Here is a 16,583-nt window from a genome sequence, read left to right as displayed (position 1 = left end):
AGAACACCTGGTCGATAGACCGGACGTGGAAGCCGCGCGAGCGGTGGAGCTGACCGGCACTAACGGTCGAAACACAAACACACCAGACCCGTTCCACGGGCACTGGCCAAGCATCCAACTACGCTAACCAGACCGACCACACACTTGGTCGACAGTCACGAACACACACACGCCCCGCGTCCACCCACCGGTCCCCAAACAACCACACCCGGCCCACGCCACGGGCCATAACAGAAGATTTGCGGCGGCCATGGCCCAGGGGAGACGCCCGGACCCATTCCGAACCCGGAAGCTAAGACCTGGCACGGCAATGGTACTGCACCCGACAGGGTGTGGGAGAGTAGCACACCGCCGCACCACACTTGAGGACCCCGGAAGGCGAACAACCAACCGGGGTCCTTCGCATACCCAACCTATACAACCACGCATCCACCAACACCAGCACCCCACCACCCCGCCAACACACGTTCGTCACGCCAGACGGCATCACGCACGACTTCCGCCAGGACGGTACAGAAGACCGTCATGTTCAAAGACGCCACGCACGACCTTCGTCAGGACGGTACCGAGGATCGTCACGGGACCACCCCCAATGGATGACTTCCGTCGAGGATATACAGAGGATTGCCATGCTCACAGGCGTTTTGCATGACTTTCGTCAGAGAACCACTTAGAGAACCGAAGGGCGCCACCTGTAGATATCGCTACAGGCAGCGCCCTTCGTATATGCCCTGAAACATAGGACATCTATGCCCTGCTATAGATATATATGCCCTGATATATAGGAGCGGATTCGGCTCAGCGGGTGAGGGACCAGTGGGAGAATGGCCAATAGATCAGTTTGCTGACGCCGGTGATATTGTTCATTGGCACGGTGCCCGTGCCATCGGTGCCGGCATCATTGAGGTGGTAGCGGGAATCAGCGGAATTGGTGCGGTTGTCGCCGAGCACGAACACATGCCCTGCGGGCACCGTGACGGAAAACGGGATCTCGCTTGGCGCCATGCCTTTCTGCAGATACGCGGATTCATCAAGCGGCTTGCCATTGACCACAATCGGCGCGCCACCGCCTTCGCACTCCACCGTGTCGCCGGGCATGCCGATCAGTCGTTTGATCAGGATGTCGGAGTGCTTCTTCTCGTCGGTGCGCAGCCAGCCGCCCGGGTCCTTGAACGTGATGATGTCACCGCGTTCGGGCTTTGCGATCGTCGGCTTGACCACCATCACGCGGTCGCCGATCCTGAGCGTGTTCTCCATGCTGCTCGACGGGATCTCGTACATCGTGAACACGAACATGCGCAGCAGCACAACGACCACAATCGGCACGACAACCCAAGGCAGATACTCCAGAATCGTCCTGCCGGCGCTGTGGTGCGGCTCCTGAGCGATCTGTGCGGCATCGGCCCCCGCACCGCCCGCATTGGCGCGCGGCTCGGTACTGTGCGAATCGGAAGAAGTCATTGGTGCACCCCTCATCCCCAAACCCCAGCGGGAGGGATAGTCAACGTTTGCATACTGACACAACATGGTAGCAGTTCGGCGCCGCCGCCCATAGATATGGCAACGCGCGGGCGCACAATATTCACATGTGCGCCCGCGCGTTGCGGGAAATCGCTGTATTACGCGTAGATATTGCGCGTGCGCATGTCTTCGGGCAGGCCGTTGAGCAGATTCGACACGGAGCGCGCCTCGAACACCGAACGGATGCCTGCCGCGAGCAGTGGCGCCGCGGACAGCACCGTCATGTTCGGCAGGCGCTTCTCTTCGGGGATCGGCACCGTGTCCATCAGCACGATCTCCTTGGCGCCGCAGTCACGCAGGCGCTCGACGGCCGGACCGGAAAGCAGGCCGTGTGTGGCGACGAGCGTGACCGACTTGGCGCCGTGCTCGTGCAGCGTGCGTACCGCTTCGGTGATCGTGCCCGCCGTGTCGATCATGTCGTCGATCACCACGCAGTCGCGGCCCTTGACATCGCCGATGATGCCGTGCGCCACCGCGTGGTTGGGGCGCGTCGTGTCGCGCGTCTTGTGGATGAACGCGAGCGGAAGCCCGCCCAGCTTCGCGGCCCACTGTTCAGACACCTTGATACGGCCCGCGTCCGGCGAGACGATTGTCGTATTGTCGAGCGGCAGGCGGCTGCGCATATAGTCAAGCAGCACGGGCAGCGCGGTCAGATGGTCGACAGGGCCGTTGAAGAATCCCTGCTCCTGTGCGGCGTGCAGGTCGACGGTCATAATGCGGTCCGCTCCGGCTGCTGCAAATAGCGTGAACATCAGTTTCGCCGTAATCGGCTCGCGGCCCAGATGCTTCTTGTCCTGACGTGAATAGCCCAGGAACGGCGCCACCACGGTGATCGAGCGGGCCGACGCACGCTTGGCGGCGTCGATCATGATGAGCTGTTCCATGATCGCTTTGTTGATCGGAGTCGTGTGCGCCTGCATGATGAACACGTCGGCGCCGCGCACGGGCTCGGTGAACCGCACATACATCTCTCCGTTGGCAAAGTCGTACGCCGTCGTTGGCAGTACTTCCGTCCCGAGATAATGGGCGGTCTCCTCAGCCTGCTCCGGGTAGGCACGGCCCGTGACGAGTGCAAGACGTTTATCGGGGGTGCCTTCGAGAACTGCAGACATTATTCGCCTTTCAAACTGCGTTCGGATGCCCGTGAATCGAGCATATTCACTATAGCAACGTGCATGTATGTGCGGCCCGTGCGTGTCCAATCTGGCGGGTATGCTGGCACAGTTGCCCGCGCACACCAGTCTGCACCTGCAGTCCGCGTGCGCGCAGGGGCACAACGCATACACACTCCTGTCGCGGAAAGTCCGCGGCCAACAGTCCGAAGGAGGTGGGTGATGTCTGCGCATAACTACGAACTGATGTTCATTGCCGATCCTGAGATGGATGACAACGGCCTCAAGAAGCTGACCGATCAGCACATGGAAATCGTCACCAAGGAAGGCGGTTCCGTCGACAACATCGATATCTGGGGTCGCCGCAAGCTCGCGTACGAGATCGACGGCAAGACCGAAGGCAACTACGTTGTGGTGACGTATTCCTGCGAGCCGGCCACGAGCGACGAGCTCGACCGTGTGCTCAACCTGAACGAATCCATCGTTCGCACCAAGATTCTTCGCAAGTAAGACCACTGCGGCATCAGCACACATACGTTGGAAGGAACGTTATGGCAGGTGAAACGATTATCACCATCGTGGGCAATCTGACCCGCGACCCGGAACTGCGCACCGTGGGCAGTGGCTCCACGGTCGTCAACTTCACGATCGCGTCATCGTCCAGGCAGTTCAACCGCAACACGAACCAGTGGGAGGACGGCGATACGCTGTTCCTCAACTGTTCGGCGTGGGATTCGGCCCGCAACTCGCTGGCGTCGAACATCGCGAACTCGCTGTCCAAGGGCATGACGGTCATTGCACAGGGCCGGCTCACCCAGCGTTCCTACCAGGCACAGGACGGTTCGCAGCGAACCGTCGTGGAGCTGCGGGTGGACGACATCGGCCCATCGCTGCGCCGCGCCACGGCCCAGGTGAATCGACAGTCGTCGAGCTCCGGTTTCGTGGGCAACCAGCAGCAGGGCGGGTTCAACGGCGGTTATCAGGGCGGAGCAGGCTATGCCGGCGGTGCCAACGGCTTCGGTGCGCAGGGCGCGCCGCAGCAGCAGGCACAGGCACCGGTCTCCGACCCGTGGAACAGCGCCGAACCCTCCGGATCCAGCTTCGGCTCCTTCGGCACCTCCGAATTCGGCGGTGGATCCGACGAGCCGGAATTCTAAGACGTATCGCGCGCGTAACGCCGCACCCCACAACATATTGAACAGTATTCGTTAAGGAGACAAATAGATGTCACGCAAGAGGCCGCAGCCGCCGGTCAAGCCGTTTAAGAAGAAGCCGAACCCGCTCAAGGCCGCCAAGGTCACCGAGATCGATTACAAGGACGTCGCGCTGCTGCGCAAGTTCATCTCCGATCGCGGCAAGATCCGCTCCCGTCGCATCACCGGTGTGACCGTGCAGGAGCAGCGCGAGATCGCCAAGGCGATCAAGAACGCCCGTGAGATGGCTCTGCTGCCGTACGCGACCACCGGCCGCTGAGTTCTGAGGAGGAGACGAAATGGCTACTACCAAGGTTATTCTCAAGAAGTCCGTCACCGATCTGGGCCACGCAGGCGACATCGTCGAAGTCAAGAACGGCTACGCCCGCAACTACCTGATCCCGCAGGGCCTCGCCTTCGCATGGTCCAAGGGTGCCGCCGCCCAGGCGGAAGCCATGAAGCGCGCTCGCCTGGCCAAGGCCGTGGCGACCCGTGAAGGCGCCGTCGAGGCCAAGGGCATCATCGAGGGCATCGCCGTCGAGATCCCGGCCAAGGTGTCCGAGTCCGGCAAGCTGTTCGGTGGCATTTCCAACGACCAGATCGCCAAGGCCCTCGCCGACAAGGTTGCCGTGGATCCGCGCGCAATCACCGTCGAGAAGATCCAGACCCTCGGCGAGTTCCCCGCCACCGTGGCGCTCCACCCGGAGATCTCCGCGAACTTCTTCGTGAAGGTCGTCGCTGAGTGAACCCTCGTTGAAGATCGTATGACCGTATGATCTTCCCATCAGACCGATTACCAGTCTGAGCTTAAGCATTGGAAGGCCCCTGCAGTTCGCGCTGCAGGGGCCTTCTGTATGCATGGATTGGGGCCGGACGGTGGCCGGATTGCATGCTTCGGCGTGTCGTTTGTGAAGATAATGGCCGTTGGAGCGGATTATCCGCGCGATCATGTCTGAGCTGGGCGCGTTTGGGGCACATGTGGCCTAGTGGCGCAAAGTGCCCAAAATCGTTGGAATCGCAATGATTTCCTTTTTGCGACACGCCGAAGGTTGCGAAGATGCAGAATCTGAGTATATTTATCACTCGGTTCGCAAAACCAACGCCCCTTTAGCTCAGTTGGTTAGAGCAGCTGACTCTTAATCAGCGTGTCCAGGGTTCGAATCCCTGAGGGGGCACCTGCAAGAAGCCTCGGTCATCACGGCCGGGGCTTCTTTCGTATTCCGGCGCACTGTTGCCCATGGTGGGCGCTACACTCATACCGGTTCCCACGCATTCCCATACGGGGTGAACCATGCAATCCATCCATCAGAGAAGATTATTCAAACCATCTTGCATACGCAGAGAAAAGGCTGAAGAGCAGTGGAATACTCGTTGTTTACGCGGTTGGCGGCGGAGTTCGTCGGTACCGCGGTACTGATGATCTTTGGCAATGGCGCAGTGGCCAATGTCGAATTGAAAAACACGAAGGGGCATAACGCCGGCTGGATCAACATCGCCATGGGCTACGGCTTTGGTGTCATGTTCCCCGTGCTGATGTTCGGCGGTGTCTCCGGCGCGCAGATCAACCCCGCCATGACGATCGCGCAGGCGGTCAATGGCATGTTCCCGTGGAGCGAGGTCCTGCCGTACATCATCGCGCAGGTGCTGGGCGCGGCCGTCGGCCAGCTTGTCGTGTACATCACGTATTACCCGCACTACAAGGCCACGGAGAATTCCGAGGCCATCCTCTCCACGTTCTGCACCACCGATGCACATGAGAGCCGCAGCAACTACTTCATCAACGAGTTCTTCGGCACGCTCATGCTCGTGCTCGGCGCGCTGTGCTGCCTCGAACTGCAGTGGGGCCGCCAGAACTATGCGTCCGCTTCGATCGTCGTCGGTTTCATCGTCTGGGGCCTCGTGTGCTCGATGGGCGGACCGACCGGCCCCGGCCTCAACCCGGCGCGCGACCTGATGCCGCGCGTGCTGCATTCGATCCTGCCGATCCCGCACAAGGGGTCGTCGCGTTGGAACGAGGCGTGGATTCCGGTCGTCGCCCCGATCCTGGGCGCGATCATCGGCGCGTGGCTGTTCAACGTGCTGTTCGCCATCTGATTGCGCGCGTGCTTGTGCACGCCGCATCGTCCAGACAATCCCCGGCAAGCGTGCCGGGGATTGTTGTTTCGAGGGGGAGCGGATATACTCGCCGTACTACCCCAAGAAGTCCATGGAGTGAGAGGTCACGGTGAGCACTACCCGCAGTCCGCGCCGCCACGTGCACGCGCGCCGCAGACGGATCTACCGCATCCGCCGTGCCGTGGTGGTCTGCGCATGCCTGCTGCTCGTGCTTGGCGTCACGCTCAGCGCGCGTGGTGCGTTGCGCGCGCTGAACGCGCTCCACGAGCAGGCCGCGGCGCACACCGGTTCGGGCATATGGTCGTCGGCGATGAGCCCATACCGCGCGCCTGAGCGCAATGCGAGCCCCTCGCCGTCTGAGCAGACGCCGACCGAAGACGAGCATACGAAGAAACAGAGGCAGGAGATCGCCGCACTCGAGGCGCCGCTGACCGACGCTCAACGCAACGAGATCTACGCCAAGGCGAAACAGACCGCGCAATCGAGCGGTGCGGTGCCCACACGCATGACGTATTGCATCGCCTCGCGCGGCAACGTCGGCTCGGTCGACCATTTCGCCAACACCGTGTACCGCGCGCTCAACGACGTGCGCGGCTGGCCGCGCGCTGGCGTCGTGTTCGCGCAAGGGCAGGACGGCCAGTGCGATGTGACGATCACGCTCGCCGAAGCGAAGGAGCTGCCGTCGTTCTCGGCGGGTTGTTCCGAGGAATACAGCTGCCGGGTGGGCAGCGACGTCATCATCAACAAGAAGCGCTGGGGCAGCGCCGTGCAGCACTGGTTCGACGCCGGCGCCACGCTCGCGCAGTACCGCACGATGGTCATCAACCACGAAGTGGGCCATGCGCTCGGGCACATCGACAACGAGACGCCGTGCGGCGGCGACAAGCAGTCGGCGCCGCTCATGCAGGAACAGTCGATGTTCCTCAAGGAATGCTCGCCGAACCCTTGGCCGCTCGACAGCGAGCTGTGGAGCACGTTCGTGGGGACTGAGCCGTAGATGACCGGTCGTTTCGCACCCACCCCCTCGGGACGCATGCACATGGGCAACGCGTACGCCATGCTCGCCGCGTGGCTGTCCGCGCGCGCACGGCACGAGCCGATCCTGCTGCGCATCGAAGACATCGACGCCCCGCGCGCGATTCCCGACGCCGACCGCTGGATCATGGACGACCTGGCATGGCTCGGCCTGGACTGGGACGGCGAGCCGGTCTACCAGTCGCAACGGCTCGACCTGTACGAGGGGGCGTTCCGCCTGCTGCGCGACGCCGACCCCTCGCCGCTCTACCCGTGCTTCTGCTCGCGCGCCGAGATCCGCGCGGCGAGCGCCCCGCAAGAAGGCGATCGGTTCATCATCTACCCGGGCACATGCCGCCGCCTGTTGGCGCACGACCCGCACGAGGTGCGGCGCAGGCTCGACGCCGGTGTGCGCCATTCGTGGCGGTTCGCCGTGCCGCCCGCAGGCACCCCACAATCGCAAATACTGTTTGATGACCGCGTCTTTGGCGCCCAGAACTTCGATTTGGGGGCGGAGCTGGGCGACGTGGTGCTGCGACGGTCGGACGGTCTGTTCTCATACCAGCTCGTCGTCACCGTGGACGACCTGCTGATGGGCGTGACCGACATTGTGCGCGGACGCGACCTGCTGCGCTCGACCGCGCTGCAGATCGCAGTGCGCGAACAGTTGCTCGCGCTCGGCGTGGGCGGCGCGGATTCGCCTGCGGCGGTGCCAGAGTACGCGCATCTGCCGCTGCTCGACAACGCGGCGGGCGTGCGGTTGGCGAAGCGCACGCGCTCGCTCGATCTGGGTGTGCTGCGCGCGCAGGGCGTGAAGCCGCAACAGGTGGTGGGGTATTGCGCGTGGGCGCTCGGGCTTGTGCCGCAGCCGCGTGCGATGAGCACGCGCGAGGCGCTCGCGGCGTTTTCGTGGCGGCGCGTGCGCGCGCATGCGGCCGACGTGCGCGTGCCCGACGACCTGCCCGCGCGCCTGCTGTGCCTGTAGTGCGGGCATTGCGCGCGCGTTGCGGTATGGTTGCGGTAGAGGACTGCCGTTGGCGAGGAAAGGCGGGGCAGCATGACTGCGTATATGGACCATAAGGATCTGGCGAACGAGACGATCGATGCGGCGCGCATCCAGGAGATCACGGATGGCGCGCACCGTGTGCTCGACCTGATTGCACAGACGGAGTTCACGAGTGGGCGCGAAGAGGGGGCGGTCACACTGCTGGCGGCCACGAAGACGCGCGACGTCGGCGAGATCATGGCCGCGATCGACGCCGGCGTGCACATGATCGGCGAAAACCGGCCGCAGGAAGTCATTGCGAAAATCGATGGACTGCGGTATGCATGCCTGCAGCGCGGGATCGTGCTCGGCGCGAGCGACATGCAGACCGTGGCGAGCCTTGACGAGACCGACGACCCCGAGGCGCTCGACCGTCTGCCGCTGCACCTGATCGGGCAGTTGCAGAGCAACAAGATCGGCAAGATGCTGCCTGACGTCAACACGATCGAATCGGTGGACTCGTTCGAACTCGCCGAGAAGATCGCGCGCCGTGCGGCCGCGCGCGAGCAGACGGTGGGTGTGCTGCTCGAAGTCAACGAGTCGGGCGAGCCGACGAAGTCCGGCTGTGCGCCCGACGAGGCGTTTGAACTCGCGCTGCGCATCGCGCAACTCGAGGGGCTTGAATTGCAGGGATTGATGACGGTGGGCGCGCATGTGGATGATGAGCGTGAGATCCGCCGTGGATTCGCGCATCTGCGCGATGTGCGTGACCGCGTGCGCGATTCCGACGCCGAGGGGACCGCCACGTGTGTGGAGCTGTCGATGGGCATGAGCGGCGACATGACGTACGCGATCGATGAAGGCGCGACGATCGTGCGCATCGGGCAGGCGATCTTCGGCGAGCGCGACTTCAAGTGAGCCATGGCGTGCGCCCCGGCGAGGGGATGGTGCCGGCGATGGAGGGTATGCCCGGCACCACTTGAGGTTGCTAGACTGCGGTGCGTTGGCATGGTGCGGCGTCTGGGCGCCCACCGCAGACAGCGCAGGAGCCGGGGTGATGATGCACGCGAACAGCGACGCCGGAACAGGTGGAGGGCCAAGACCACAGTGGCGTCCAGCCACATTCGAGGAGGCGACCGACACCGCGGACGTGGTGCGGGTGCGCAGGTCGTTGCGCCGGCGCATGATCGCGATGCGCGCGCTCGCGCTCGTGCTTGTGGTGGCGGCGATTGTGGTGGGTGGCACGCCGTTCGTGCTGCAATGGAACACCTCCCGTGATCTCGCGTCACAGACGCGGCATGTGCACCAGCGGGTGCTCGGCTGGTCGTATCCGCAAGCGGAGAACCAGCTCAGGGAGGCTCGCGCATACAACAGCAGGCTTGCGGCAGGCGGCCAGGCGGTGCTTGGCGAAGCGGCCGACCCCTTCGCCACCACGGGTGGCGGTTCGGCGGCGTCCACGCAGACGGATCCCGCTTCGGCCCAGAACCGGGAATACCAGTCGCTGCTCGATACAGGTGGCGGGGTGATGGGGGCGATACGCATCCCAAAGATCAGTGTGGACTTGCCGATCTACCATGGCACTTCTGAAAAAGCTCTTGCGGATGGCGCCGGTCATCTGTATGGCACGAGCCTGCCCGTCGGTGGGGTGAACACGCATGCGGTGGTCACCGGTCACCGCGGTCTGGTGTCCGCGCCGATGTTCACGCGCCTCGACGAGTTGCGCAATGGCGATTTCTTCTACATTGAGGTCATGGGTGAGCGGCTCGCGTACCAAGTGGACAGCATTACGGTGATCGAACCGGACGACGCGTCGACGATGCGCGTGGTGCCAGGGCAGGACCGCGTGACATTGATGACGTGCACGCCGTATGGGGTGAACACCCATCGTCTGCTTGTCTCTGGGCACCGCGTCTCGGTACCTTATCAGGCACCGGAGCCGGCCGATGTCCATGATGCGCGGCTGCTTGCCATGATGGCTGCGACTGCGGTGCTCCTAGTGGGCCTGCTGCTGTGGATGTCGTTTGCGAAGCGGCACGGCCGCACAATGCGCATGCGTCATGCACGTTTATGATTTATGTTTTTTCTTTACTCAGATACGAGGAAGATAAAATATTTTCTCATTATACTTATCGTTAGAAGTATCGCATAAATATGCTATTTATTTTACTCCATTAGCGGAACGGGTGACGATATTGCCCTTCTTGTCGAATAGAACTACGGGTTACTGGGCATAGTGTGAAAAGTGTTGGGATTTATGGAATTATGACGTAATGACGGATTGTGGAAATGAGGTTGTCTTTACATGATTCACGACTTTTATATCTTTTTTAAAAGAAACTAGAGGCGGGCATATTCGAGGGGATTACAACGGCGCTGGCGCGGTAACCGCATATGTGTTATGAGGGGATGAATACCTCGAATGGAGAGGTTGGGAACATTGATGTTTTCAGTAGAGTTTCAGTCAGATAGATTCCGCTATCCGTAACACATTGGGGCAGTTATGAGAACGACTATACGATTTGGAAAGTCCCGCGGCGTTGGGCTGATCGCGGTCCTCTGCGTTGTGATCGCCACAGTCGCTGGCTGTGTCGGGCCAGTGGCCGCCGCCCATGGCGAGGAAGTGCCGGGCCAAGAGGCGCCGGTGCATGGCAAGCACGTGACCGCCCATGGCGATGGCACCTATACGTTGAGCATGGACGTGAAAGGTGGGTCCACCGAACAGGAACAGCAGCAGGTGATCCCGCTCGAGGTCGTGCTGGTGCTGGACGTGTCGGGAAGCATGGACGGGGTAATCACCAGAGGGCTGTATCAGGGCAGGACCAGACTTTGGGCGTTGCAGGATTCGGTGAAGTGGTTCCTGCGGCAGATAGGCGAGGAAAACCGGCAGATTCAGCGGCCCGATGACCGCATACGGGTATCGCTCGTCAAATATGCGGGTGAGAGCACGGACAGGATCGGCAACGACACCTACCGCTTCCGGGGAGGCGCCGCTTCCTACAACTACTCCCAGACGGTGAGCCCGCTGACGTCCGATACCGACCGGCTGATCGGCATGGTCGACCAGTTGAGGGCGGCGGGCCCCACCAGAACGGATCTGGGCATGCGGCACGCGGCGGACCAGCTGGGTGGCGCCAGGGTCAATGCGCGGCGTGTTGCCATTGTGTACAGCGATGGTCAGCCGACAACATGGGCCGAGGACTTCAACTACACCGTGGCGAACGCAGCCCTCCAATCGGCGGCGGCCATCAAGAGGATGCCCGACTCCACGGTCTTCTCAATCGGTGTCAGGGACGACGCGAACAACCAGTGGGCCCTGACCAACCAGTTCATGAACTACACCTCAAGCAATTACCCTGATGTGCAGTCCATGCCCCGCACCCCATGGCCTCCCGCCAGTGGCCCCTATTACTATTCGGTCACAGACGACACGAACCTGAGGACCATTTTCGAGAATATCGTCAGCATTGTCATCACCGGAGCCGCGTATCAGGACGTGAAGATGACGGACACGTTGTCGACATACGCCGAATTCGCCATGCCCGACGAGCCGAACTTCGGCGCCCGCCTTGTCGTCAGGGATGCGCAGGGCAAGGATGTCCCCGCGGCATCGGTCGGATTGGGCGGCGATCAGGGAGGCTCCTACACCATTGCCTCTGACCCGGCGTCGAAAACCATCTCCGTGGCCTTCCCTGAAGGCTATGTGATGCGCGACGGATACACGTATTCGCTCGAATACAGGATCAAGCCGTCCACTGAGGCCCATGAGCGGTACGCGGCCAACATCAACGCCGGGGTCAACGGCTATGGCGAACCCCCGGCCGTGGGCGAACCTGGAACCGGCGAATCGTCCGCTGGCAAGGAAGGGTTCCTGAGCAACCAGAAGGCGACGCTCGACTACACGCCACGCGTCAACGGCAAACCGGCGTCGGACCCCCAGACAAGTGAGTACCCGCATCCGGTCATCCAGGTGGACGGTTCGAAACTCACGCGCATGACCATACGCAAGCACTGGGAGGGCGTCACCGAGCCCCCACAGTCCATCCTGGTGAACGTCGAATGCTCGACCGGCGGCAGCCAACCCTGCGCAAGCTACACGGACCTCGAGCTCACGGCAGGTCCAGACGGTGGCGATTGGCAGCGTGATGTGGTCATTCCCGTCAGCGGTGTGGACCGCAGCTACACAGTGACCGAACACAGCTCCGGCGACTACTACACGCGTTACGACGACAAGCGTGTGTGGAACCTGAAAGCCGGTGAGTCGGCCCTTGCGGGTGGCTACGTCACCGTCATCACCAACTATCCGCGCACGGGGCTCGTCGATCTGCACAGCATCCGCATCGGCAAGACCGTCAAAGGGGTGAGCTTGGGCGTGCAGGGGAAGTTTGATTTCACGCTCCTCGCGCCGGAACACCAAGGCGTCACCAAGGACGGTATGCCATTCACTTCCACGTCATCCAGCATCACCGGGCCGTTTGAGAACGGCAGGCAGAAGACCGGCGCGTTCAGTGGGCGTGTGTCAGTTCCGCTGCCCGGACCCGAGGAACAGGAGCGGCGCTACTCCTTTGTTGTTTCGGAAGAAGCCCCGGTCTCCGGCCAGTGGGAGTGGGACCGGGACCATGTGGATGTCACGGTGACGGTCACGAACGCCAGTGGGGGCGTGCCCGCGTTCAACAGCGATAACACCGTGCGGGCCGCAGTCACCTACACATACCAGGCCGGCGACGCCGATGGCGCGGCGTCGAACAGTGGTTTGGCGGCCTTCACCAACACGGTGAAGCCTGTATCGAAGCTTCCCCTTACCGGCGAGAACGGTGCGACGCCGTTGCTTTGGGCTGGTATCGGGGGCGGATTGGGCGCGCTCGCGCTCCTGCTTGCAGGCAGCGCGGCCCTCTTGCAGCGGCGCCGCCCGATCTGACGCCTTCGCCCGGCATGGCTTTTGGCGGTTGCCAAAGGACATGCCGGGCGGGGCGAATACGTCGCCGCATGGCGGCGGAGAACACAACACAGGATGTGGCGACTCGCAGCAGTACGAAGAGGAGCCATACCGCGTTCGCGCGAAAGGCGCGACACAGGAAGGACAAAGCACATGAAATGCAAACGACTGTTTGCCGGCATCGCCGCGGCCGCGACCATGCTCGGGGGTCTGGCGGTGGGCGCCATGGGCGCCAATGCGGCCGATGCGCAGACCATCACCATTACCAATGTCCGTGACGGCATGACATTCAACGCCTACCAGCTTGCGACGTTCTCGGACGTCCAGGGTGCGGATGGCCGAATCTCCTCGCTGCAGCTGGAGACCAATGCGGAAGCCGCCGGAGCGCTGGGTGAGGCGATGGCGCAGATCGGGCAGGCGCCTGCCGACCCGTACCGGAAGAACCCCGCCGCGCAGGCCGCAAGGTTCGATGACGGCCTGCTGCGCCAGCTCGCGGACAAGCTGAAGGACGGGACCGACCGTCTTGGCCAGGCGTACCCGTCCGGTGAGGTCGCCGGCGAATCGACGACGGTCACGGTGCCGGCCGCCGGCTGGTATCTCGTCACAAGTCCCACCGAGGGCGTCGCCCCGGCGATCGTGGCGTCCACCGTCTCCGGCTTCACCACAATCGACCGCAACAACCCCGCCATCACAACGATGGATCTGGGCAAGCTCGTGGCCAAGCACAACCTCACGCCCACGCCCGATAAAACCGTGGACAAGGGCGGCAAGAACGTCGTGGGCGTCGGTGACACGTTGGACTACGAGATCAGGACAACGCTGCCGAGCCGTCAGGCGAACACGGAACCCATCGCTTTCCGCGTGCACGATCGCCCGAGCACCGGCCTGAGCGTCCGGTCGTCCGACATCACAGTCAAGGTCGGCGGTACCGAACTCGCCGCCTCCGACTACAAGCTCGAAGGCTTCGGCGACGATGGCGCCTTCCGCGGCGACGGGCAGCGTCACTTCACGGTGAACCTCGACGACTATGCCAACTCCGCCGTAGGCGAGCGGCACGCCGGCGAGCGCGTGGTCATCTCCTACAAGGCCACGGTGAACGACGACGCCAAGACCGATCCGGTCACCAACTACGTCGCGGTCACCACCACGCCCACTGACGAAGTGGACTTCAGGAAGAAGACCGAGGACATCCCGGTCGGACGCTTCGAGTTCAAGAAGGTCGGTGTCGACGCGCAGGCCACGGGCCTTGCGGGCGCATCGTTCCAGGTGCGCAATGCCGAAGACGCCGTGCTCGCCTTCAGGAATGACGGCGACGGCGTCTATGCCTACGCCCCCGATGGGGGCGCGGGCACCGTTGACACGATCGTCTCGGGTGCGAACGGTCTGGTCAAGGTGACGGGTCTGCCGCAGGGCACGTACCAAGTCACCGAGACCAAGGCCCCGGAAGGCTATTCCGAGCAGTTCAGGCCGACCTTCCGAATCACCGTGGACGGTGACGCCGATGGGGCCGCATGGAGCCTTGCGTCCGGCTCGAACGCCCTTGGCCTTGCGTCTGGTGGTGCCCGGAACGACATCACCGTCAAGAACGTCAAGGCGATCACCCAGCTGCCGATGACCGGTGCCGCTGGCATCACGGTGCTTGTTGCCATGGCGCTGCTGGTCGGTGGCGCGGGCGTGCTGATCGCGATGCGCGCCAACAGCCTCAAGCGTCAGCTGCACGCCTGAGTGGGGCATGATCCGGTCGGGTGATGTGGACTGAACTCCTGATCACCCGCTGCCTCATCCGATGCCGGCCGTTCATCCGCGACGACCGGCATCGGACTGTTCTATCCCGCATCGACCGGTGCCAATCATGGCAGGTGCCCCGCACGGCGATATCCAGAGGAAGGAGCCCATGATGACCAGTGGGGGAGGCATGTTCAGTGCCGAGGAAGTCGCATATCTGAAAACACTGCCAGCGGTCGCGGACGCGACGGTGAAACGCATACTGTACACCGAGGAATTCAAGGCCAGCTGTGTGCAGCGCTACGCGCAGGGCGGCTCGCCCGTCGGGATTTTCCGGGAGGCCGGGCTGGACCCCGCGTTGATAGGGTACAAGCGCATTGAGTGTGCGATCGCCCGTTGGCGCAAGGCGATGGGCGTACCCGCGCGCACCACGGCCCGTGACCGGACCCGGGCCATGTATTCGGCCGGTTCGCCGACGCAACGTCCGTCCCCAGGAGGAAGGGGAAGCGGTGACATACGTGATTTGCTGATCTCCCAGCAAGTGCGGCGCATCGATGAGCTCGAACGGCAAGTGGAGGAGCTGACCGCGCAGCTCGAGGCCGCTGGTGTGGAGCCGCATGCCGCCCAACGGCGTGACACGCCTGGCCTGCGGGACGCGTAGACTGGGGCGCATGAGACTCGCACGTTTTTCCAAGGATGACACGCCCCGGTACGCATTTGTGCAGACCGACGAGGCGGACGGCAACGATTATCTGGTGGTGCTCGACGGCTACCCGCTCGCCGGGCAGGTCAGCCCGACAGGCGAACGCATTCCGCTCGACGCGGACGGCGTGCGCCTGCTCTCCCCGGTGATTCCCTCGAAGGTGTATGGCCTGGCCAAGAACTACGAGGCCCACGCGCAATACATGTACGAGCAGGGGCAGTCCACGGTGGAGCATGCCCCCGAAGACATGGTGATCTTCATGAAGCCGTCGACGTCGGTGATCGGCCCCGACGACCCGATTGTGTACCCGCCGTGCTCGCACGACATGAATTTCGAGCCGGAGGTGGCCGTCGTGATCGGCCGCATCGCCAAGAACGTGCCGGTGGAGCGCGCGATGGACTACGTGCTCGGCTTCACCTGTGTCAACGATGTGACGCTGCGCGACCTGCAGCAGGGCGATCCGATGTGGACGCGCGCGAAGGGCTTCGACACCTCGTGCCCGCTCGGCCCATGGCTCGTGACGAAAGACGAATTCGACTGGCGTGATGCGGCGATCTCGTTCACGCTTAACGGCGAGGCGGTTGAGAAGGCGAGCGGCACCACCGCGAACCTGATTCACGACATCCCCTCGCAGATCGCGTTCATCTCGAGCTTCTCCACGCTGCTGCCCGGCGATGTGATCCTGACCGGCACGCCGGATGCCTCCGGAAGCCTTGTACCAGGCGATGAGGCCGTGGTGCATGTGGAGGGCATCGGCGATTTGCGCAACGTGGTCGTTCGCGGCTGAGCGCTTCCACTATCCATATGCATCCCGCCGGCGCAACCGCGCCGGCGCTGCTGTATCTGCGGCCATCGTCGCAGCCGTATCCGCTTCAAACAAGGCGTTCAGTGGCTGTATTCGCTGTTTTGGTCGGGGTTTTCGCCGTTTTGGTCATGAAATGGCCTAATTTGTGACCAAAACGGCGAAAACCCCGACCAAAACAGCGAACGCATGGACCAAAACGGCGAAAACAGCGGTTAGTGGGGTCGGCTGGATGAGGGTGGTAGCTGAGTAAGAGGGGGAGGCAGCCGGCGGGGCGGAATGGCTGGCATGCGCAGAGACCATCAGGCCAGAGGGGCAGGTATCTGGCAGGGGGCGCTAGGCCAGAGGGGCAGGTGTCTGGCAGGGGGCGCTAGGCCAGAGGGGCAGGTGTCTGGCAGGGGGCGCTAGGCCAGAGGGGCAGGCATCCGGCAAGGGAGGAGCCTCTCGGGCAAAGAAGCGTCCACCCGGCAGGCGGGCTAC

Annotated in this window: 15 protein-coding genes, 1 tRNA gene and 1 rRNA gene; 15 read left to right on the top strand and 2 right to left on the bottom strand. The window is 62.9% G+C overall.

Features of this window, described 5'->3' with window-relative positions:
- Nucleotides 1-240 precede the first annotated feature (240 nt).
- A 5S ribosomal RNA gene (rrf, locus tag PG2093B_RS08030) occupies nucleotides 241-357 on the top strand.
- Nucleotides 358-798: 441 nt separating this feature from the next.
- Here the strand turns inward: rrf and lepB are convergent.
- Together lepB and PG2093B_RS08020 are read right to left on the bottom strand one after the other, a co-directional pair.
- Nucleotides 799-1,461, bottom strand: coding sequence for a signal peptidase I (lepB, locus tag PG2093B_RS08025; protein ID WP_242502877.1), 663 nt, complete (start codon nucleotides 1,459-1,461; stop codon nucleotides 799-801).
- 158 nt (nucleotides 1,462-1,619) lie between these two features.
- Nucleotides 1,620-2,633, bottom strand: coding sequence for a ribose-phosphate diphosphokinase (locus PG2093B_RS08020; RefSeq protein ID WP_101429770.1), 1,014 nt, complete (start codon nucleotides 2,631-2,633; stop codon nucleotides 1,620-1,622).
- Between the two features lie 222 nt (nucleotides 2,634-2,855).
- On the opposite strand from PG2093B_RS08020, the gene rpsF reads away from it, so the two are divergent.
- The 14 genes from rpsF (at nucleotide 2,856) to PG2093B_RS07950 (ending at nucleotide 16,088) form a co-directional block, all read left to right on the top strand.
- Nucleotides 2,856-3,143 (top strand): 30S ribosomal protein S6, encoded by a 288-nt coding sequence (gene rpsF / locus PG2093B_RS08015; protein WP_022858970.1) that lies wholly within the window; start codon nucleotides 2,856-2,858, stop codon nucleotides 3,141-3,143.
- 41 nt (nucleotides 3,144-3,184) lie between these two features.
- A complete protein-coding gene (locus tag PG2093B_RS08010) occupies nucleotides 3,185-3,790 on the top strand; it encodes a single-stranded DNA-binding protein (RefSeq protein ID WP_022858969.1) in 606 nt (201 codons plus the stop codon).
- A gap of 67 nt (nucleotides 3,791-3,857) precedes the next feature.
- Entirely contained in the window at nucleotides 3,858-4,106 is a 249-nt protein-coding gene (gene rpsR / locus PG2093B_RS08005; protein WP_022858968.1) for a 30S ribosomal protein S18, read from the top strand.
- 19 nt (nucleotides 4,107-4,125) lie between these two features.
- A complete protein-coding gene (rplI, locus tag PG2093B_RS08000; protein WP_129898026.1) occupies nucleotides 4,126-4,572 on the top strand; it encodes a 50S ribosomal protein L9 in 447 nt (148 codons plus the stop codon).
- Between the two features lie 355 nt (nucleotides 4,573-4,927).
- A tRNA-Lys gene (locus PG2093B_RS07995) sits at nucleotides 4,928-5,001 on the top strand.
- A 184-nt stretch (nucleotides 5,002-5,185) separates the two neighbouring features.
- The gene (locus PG2093B_RS07990; RefSeq protein ID WP_129898025.1) at nucleotides 5,186-5,920 is read left to right on the top strand and encodes an MIP/aquaporin family protein; all 735 of its coding nucleotides are present in this window, start codon (nucleotides 5,186-5,188) and stop codon (nucleotides 5,918-5,920) included.
- Between the two features lie 130 nt (nucleotides 5,921-6,050).
- Nucleotides 6,051-6,938 (top strand): DUF3152 domain-containing protein, encoded by an 888-nt coding sequence (locus PG2093B_RS07985; protein ID WP_242502875.1) that lies wholly within the window; start codon nucleotides 6,051-6,053, stop codon nucleotides 6,936-6,938.
- The gene (gluQRS, locus tag PG2093B_RS07980; RefSeq protein ID WP_129898024.1) at nucleotides 6,939-7,940 is read left to right on the top strand and encodes a tRNA glutamyl-Q(34) synthetase GluQRS; all 1,002 of its coding nucleotides are present in this window, start codon (nucleotides 6,939-6,941) and stop codon (nucleotides 7,938-7,940) included. It abuts the gene before it with no gap.
- Between the two features lie 72 nt (nucleotides 7,941-8,012).
- On the top strand, nucleotides 8,013-8,858 hold the full coding sequence (locus PG2093B_RS07975) for a YggS family pyridoxal phosphate-dependent enzyme (RefSeq protein WP_129898023.1): 846 nt from the start codon (nucleotides 8,013-8,015) through the stop codon (nucleotides 8,856-8,858).
- A gap of 139 nt (nucleotides 8,859-8,997) precedes the next feature.
- Nucleotides 8,998-10,011 carry a class C sortase gene (locus PG2093B_RS07970; protein WP_129898022.1) on the top strand — a complete coding sequence of 338 codons (1,014 nt, stop codon included), beginning with the start codon at nucleotides 8,998-9,000 and terminating at the stop codon, nucleotides 10,009-10,011.
- Nucleotides 10,012-10,503: 492 nt separating this feature from the next.
- Complete coding sequence (locus tag PG2093B_RS07965; RefSeq protein ID WP_165369750.1) at nucleotides 10,504-12,855, top strand: DUF7604 domain-containing protein; 2,352 nt, start codon at nucleotides 10,504-10,506, stop codon at nucleotides 12,853-12,855.
- 171 nt (nucleotides 12,856-13,026) lie between these two features.
- Nucleotides 13,027-14,598 (top strand): SpaH/EbpB family LPXTG-anchored major pilin, encoded by a 1,572-nt coding sequence (locus tag PG2093B_RS07960; protein ID WP_165369749.1) that lies wholly within the window; start codon nucleotides 13,027-13,029, stop codon nucleotides 14,596-14,598.
- A gap of 172 nt (nucleotides 14,599-14,770) precedes the next feature.
- Nucleotides 14,771-15,259 (top strand): transposase, encoded by a 489-nt coding sequence (locus PG2093B_RS07955; RefSeq protein WP_347379607.1) that lies wholly within the window; start codon nucleotides 14,771-14,773, stop codon nucleotides 15,257-15,259.
- A gap of 10 nt (nucleotides 15,260-15,269) precedes the next feature.
- Nucleotides 15,270-16,088: a fumarylacetoacetate hydrolase family protein gene (locus PG2093B_RS07950; protein ID WP_022858881.1), complete on the top strand. Its 819-nt coding sequence runs from the start codon at nucleotides 15,270-15,272 to the stop codon at nucleotides 16,086-16,088.
- The last annotated feature ends 495 nt before the right edge of the window (nucleotides 16,089-16,583 follow it).

This window comes from Bifidobacterium pseudolongum subsp. globosum (assembly GCF_004155535.1).
GTDB classification, from domain to species: domain Bacteria; phylum Actinomycetota; class Actinomycetes; order Actinomycetales; family Bifidobacteriaceae; genus Bifidobacterium; species Bifidobacterium pseudolongum_C.
This window is presented reverse-complemented; position numbering and strand designations above follow the sequence as displayed.